This window comes from Bartonella sp. CE47NXGY, from assembly GCF_042195415.1.
GTDB lineage: Bacteria > Pseudomonadota > Alphaproteobacteria > Rhizobiales > Rhizobiaceae > Bartonella.
In genome coordinates this window covers 1-5112 of record NZ_JBHIOI010000041.1, presented here as the reverse complement: position 1 = coordinate 5112, position 5112 = coordinate 1, and the positions used below count along the sequence as shown (strand labels likewise).

Annotated in this window: 3 protein-coding genes and 2 pseudogenes; all 5 read left to right on the top strand. The window is 39.5% G+C overall.

The features are described 5' to 3' along the window. Positions 1–909 (top strand): annotated as a pseudogene (locus ACFIL3_RS08345) (cell division protein FtsH); the annotation flags it as partial. A 551-nt stretch (positions 910–1460) separates the two neighbouring features. Next, positions 1461–2834, top strand: a complete 1374-nt coding sequence (glmM, locus tag ACFIL3_RS08340; protein WP_375668265.1) for a phosphoglucosamine mutase — start codon at positions 1461–1463, stop codon at positions 2832–2834. A 911-nt stretch (positions 2835–3745) separates the two neighbouring features. Next, positions 3746–3991: pseudogene (locus ACFIL3_RS08335) on the top strand (HigA family addiction module antitoxin). A 197-nt stretch (positions 3992–4188) separates the two neighbouring features. Beyond that, on the top strand, positions 4189–4377 hold the full coding sequence (locus ACFIL3_RS08330; RefSeq protein WP_375638282.1) for an antitoxin VbhA family protein: 189 nt from the start codon (positions 4189–4191) through the stop codon (positions 4375–4377). Then, a partial coding sequence (locus ACFIL3_RS08325) for a Fic/DOC family protein (protein ID WP_375682064.1) occupies positions 4364–5112 on the top strand: 749 nt, incomplete at its 3' end. The genes ACFIL3_RS08330 and ACFIL3_RS08325, both read left to right, overlap by 14 nt.

The following is a 5112-nucleotide window of genomic DNA, read 5'->3' as shown; positions in this document are numbered from 1 at the left end:
GAAGCAGGACATGCTATTGTGGCTCTTAATGTGCCGGTTGCTGATCCTGTCCACAAAGCAACAATCGTTCCAAGGGGAAGAGCATTGGGAATGGTGATGCAATTGCCTGAAGGCGATCGCTATTCTATGAGTTATCGGTGGATGATTTCTCGTCTGGCCATTATGATGGGTGGACGTGTGGCTGAAGAATTAAAGTTTGGAAAGGAAAATATCACATCTGGTGCTTCTTCTGATATTGAACAAGCAACGAAATTAGCTCGCGCGATGATCACACGGTGGGGATTTTCTGATCTGCTTGGAAATGTAGCTTATGGCGATAACCAAGATGAAGTCTTTTTGGGTCATTCTGTTGCGCGAACACAAAATGTCTCTGAAGAAACAGCGCGCATGATTGATATGGAAGTGCGTAAGCTTATTGATGATGCCTATAAAAATGCGACAAACATTTTGAAAACAAAAAGAAAAGAATGGTTTGCTTTGGCACAAGGTTTGTTGGAATATGAGACTTTAACGGGAGCTGAAATTAACGAAGTTATTGCAGGAAAGCCTCCTTCACGCACACAGAAAGATGAGGGTGCTGCGCCACGGGGGTCTTCTGTTCCAAAAACTGGAAAAATGAAGACAGAGACAACAGTGGTAGATGAAAAAAGCGCTGAAGCAGCCCCTAAAACAGTGCTTCATAAAGCAGAGACAGATAAAGGCGAGGCAGGCAAAGCAGAGGCAGCTGTTGGGAAAAAAACAGCAAAATCCGGTAATGTTGAGCCTAAGGAGGCTCAGTCTAAAGAAGTGCAATCGGATGAGACTGAGAAAAAAGCGCAAAGCACAAAAGGCACCACAAAATCAGTCAACCGCTCTAAAAGTAATGCTGAAAAGAAGTCCAATACTGCGGGACATGATAAAGAAAAATAAGAATTATTTAATATCGCTTGAGTGACGATGTTTTAGGAAAACTTCTAATTTTTTTGAGAAAGGCGCAAGTTTTGTTTGCGCCTTTCTTGTAATATTTGCAAAAATATGGAAGCAAAAAATTAAGCAAAGCCGTTGTATTATGACGGCTTTAGCATGCTACAAGGCGAGGTGGACTGTTGCTTTTCTAATGTGGTAGGGTTGTGAGGTTAGGCGATAGATTTCCTTGCTGATTTTGTAGGGTATGAGGTTTGGTGCTGGGTTTCTTTACGGATTTAGCAAGTGTGTGAGATTATCCGTTGGTTGTATTAAAGGGGTGTATAGAGCATTTTGAGGAGATAATATTGCTTTTATGTGGAAGGGTGTAAACATAATTGCTTGAGAGTGGTTTAGATGTGTAGATGGTGAATAGGGGGCTTGATTGTTTAAATGCATGAAGGTTTAGATCAATGATCTGATTTTATACGGGGAGCGGGGGGACTATTGTACCAAGGGGGCTTGTTAGGATTTTAAGGAAAAGCCAAGGGAAGAATTATATATTAAAGGAAAGAGGCATGGTGCAAAAATATTTTGGTACAGATGGAATTCGGGGGAAAGCCAATTCATTTCCTATGACACCCGATTTTGCCATGAAGGTGGGGATGGCTGTAGGGGTTTTATTTCGCTCACAACATCAATCTCATCGTGTGGTGATTGGCAAGGATACACGATTATCTGGTTATATGTTGGAAAACGCTTTGGTTTCAGGATTGACTGCTGCGGGGATGGAAGCTTTTTTATTGGGTCCAGTGCCAACCCCTGCTGTTGCAATGCTTTGCCGCTCTTTGCGAGCGGATCTTGGGGTGATGATTTCTGCTTCTCATAATCCGTTCTATGATAATGGAATTAAACTTTTTGGTCCTGATGGTTTTAAACTTTCAGATGATATGGAAGCCAAAATTGAACAATTGATCGATACAGATCTTTCAAAATCTTTAGCAAGTTCTGCCGAAATTGGTTATGCAAAACGGGTTGAGGGGGATATTTATCGTTATATTGAATATGCCAAACGAACTTTGCCGCGTGATGTTCGCTTAGATACTGTGCGTATTGTTGTGGATTGTGCCAATGGGGCTGCTTATAAAGCGGCTCCCCGTGCTTTATGGGAATTGGGGGCTGAGGTTTTTGCTATTCATGATGAACCCAATGGGACCAATATTAATCAAAAATGTGGATCAACCGATTTAAGCTCTTTAAAACGAAAAGTGCATGAAGTGCGTGCTGATGTGGGGATTGCTCTTGATGGAGATGGAGATCGTGTTCTCATTGTGGATGAAAAAGCACAAACGGTTGATGGAGATCAGTTGATTGCTGTAATTGCTGAAAATTGGCATAAAATGGGACGATTACGGTGCAATGGTGTTGTCACAACGATTATGTCAAATCTTGGACTAGAGCGTTTCTTGAATAGCAAAGGGTTGCACCTTGTAAGGACAAAAGTTGGAGATCGTTATGTTGTCGATGCCATGCGCCAAAAGGGATATAATGTTGGTGGTGAGGCTTCTGGCCATATCGTGCTTAGTGATTTTGGTACCACGGGTGATGGCTTGGTGGCTGCATTGCAGATTTTAGCTTGTATGAAGGAAAGTCAAAGCCCTATGAGCCAATTGTGTAAACGGTTTGAACCTGTACCGCAAATTTTAAAAAATGTAACGATTAAAAATAAAAATATCTTGAAAAAAAATCCCGTCAAAGCGGCCATTGATCAAGCAGAGAAGCGGTTGGGAAAAGAGGCACGGCTGGTGATCCGCGCTTCTGGAACGGAGCCGGTTATCCGCCTTATGGCTGAAGGCGATGCACGAGAAGTATTGGACACTGTCGTGACAGAGTTGATGGATATTATTATTCATCATGATGTACGCATGGGGACTGCACTTGAGGAATCTTGATTTTTTTGAGAAAATTATCAGATCATCTTTGAATAAAGGTCTGATTTTAATGCGGGATTTTGGCAATTACAAAAGGTATGATTATTAACTCTGTTAGTGATGTAATAACGGTAATGGATACTCTATCTACGAACAAATTAAATAAAAAAGGGAAAAGTCTAATTCTAATAACTACAATGCGTATAGATTTCTCTATAGTTCGTAAAATATGAAAAATATGCCTTTTTTTGATTTTCCTTTTTCTTTTACTTATTCGTAAACCGGTTATTAGTTTAACAGAGTTTGTAGGGGGTTATTAGTGTTATTCATTCTTTTTACTCGATATACAGCGGGTGCAGCGCCCCATGAACATCAAACAGCAATGGTCATTGTGGTTATATCATCTTGATGTTTCTAAGTGCCGCTGCCAATTGGAGATATGATACGCTCCTATTACGTTTAGCTCCTCCTAATTATGAACTTATACTTTTCCAATAATTAGTAGAATAATGAGAAAGAGATGAGAATGAGCAATTTTTTCACGACAGTTCTAATGTTTATAAAGTAAAAAAAGCCGTGTGATGTAAAAATAATGAACATTTTTTGTATCTTGGAAGGGTACACTCTATATTCATTTACAATTTTAAGATTTAAACATAAAAGGATTGAAGCCTTCTATAATACTGGTACGACTGAAGGGATTAGAACCGCCCATGCTCAAAAATTAAAGCGTATTCTAAGTGCTCTTGAAGGAGATGTATCGCCAAAAGATTTGAGTTATCCATCCTTTTAATTACATCTGCTAAAGGGTGATTTCAAGGATTATTAGTCAATTACTGTAAATGGAAATTGTTGCGTAATATTTCGCTTTGATAGCATAGATGTGGAAATGGTTGATTATCTAGATTGTCATCAAAAAGCAGGTCTAAACAATGATGAAGAATCCTTCACATCCCAGTGAATTATTGCGAGAAGATGTGATCAAAGAGCTTGGTTTATCCTTTAATGAAGCAGCAGAGTAGCTTGGTATATCTCGTGTAGCACTTTCTAGAGTTTTAAATGGAAAAGCCGCTATGAGTGCTAATCTTGCTATTAGGCTTGAAATGTCTGGTGTAAGCACAGCACGTGCTTGGCTTGCTATGCAAACAAATTATGATCTATCAAAAAAAAATCCTTAACAACAGTCCCATGATCAAGATTGCATAAAAGAGTTTCAAATGGCAGTTAAGTTTTTGCAACAGAAACGTATACAAGAGCTAAATCATGCGTATGAGCGTACAAGGTCAAAAGATGTAACGCGGGTAAGACAAGGAATAAAATCTTGTTTCTATAGTCTGTTTGGCTATAATAAATGTAAGCAAATGAGGGTTTTAATATGTTGAGTGAAGAGGAACTTAAGCTGCGTCGCCTCTATGCTGAAAATGCATTGGCAAGCCAACGTTTAGAGGGATTAGAGCCAGATCCGCTGGTTGTTGCACAAATGGAGCGTGTTATTATTGGAGAGCTTGAAACAAGTGATATCCTCAAAGATTATATGGAGAGGGTAAAACGTGGAGAAGTATAAGGGGAGCGGTGATTCTTATACTGATCCTGAAACTGGTGTGATGTATAATCGGCTTGGTATTAAAGACAAAGCCACACTGCAACGTGTAGAATCTACGATTTCTTATGTAAAATCTTTCGAATTTGTACATACTCCTATTGGTGGTAAGTTTGATCTGAATTACATGAAAGAGATTCATAGAAGACTGTTTGGTGACATATATGAATGGGCGGGACAAGTTCGTTTAGTGGATATTGCCAAAGGCAATAGTATGTTTGCTAGTTATAATCAGATTGAAAGTTATGCACCGAAGATTACGCAAAAGCTTGCAAAAGAACAGTATCTGCGTGGTCTTGGCGCTTATGACTTTAGCCAAAGGGCTGGGTATTACATGGGCGAATTGAATGCGTTGCATCCGTTTCGAGAGGGGAATGGGCGTACTCAGCGTGAATTTATGGTGCAACTGGCTCGTGAAGCTGGTTATCATATCAACTGGAAGGGTATTGAGCGACAAGAAATGACACGTGCGTCAATTGAAGCACATTTTGGTAATTCAGAATATCTATCTGCACTCATCTATAAGAACCTTATCAAGTTTACAGAAAATAAAAGGGATGATGTTTCTCAAGGTATTGGCAAAAATATTGCTTTTGGCGTTTATCTTAATAAAGAGTGCTTGGAACAACAAAAAGAGAAGATTGAAACTCCTTGGGATAGAGAAAAGACAAGTTTTGCTAAACGTCAAAAAGAAGAACT

Bases quoted from the DNA above. Each gene is read 5' to 3' on its own strand.
- glmM (WP_375668265.1), top strand. From the start codon at position 1,461: ATGGTGCAAAAATATTTTGGTACAGATGGAATTCGGGGGAAAGCCAAT.
- ACFIL3_RS08330 (WP_375638282.1), top strand. From the start codon at position 4,189: ATGTTGAGTGAAGAGGAACTTAAGCTGCGTCGCCTCTATGCTGAAAAT.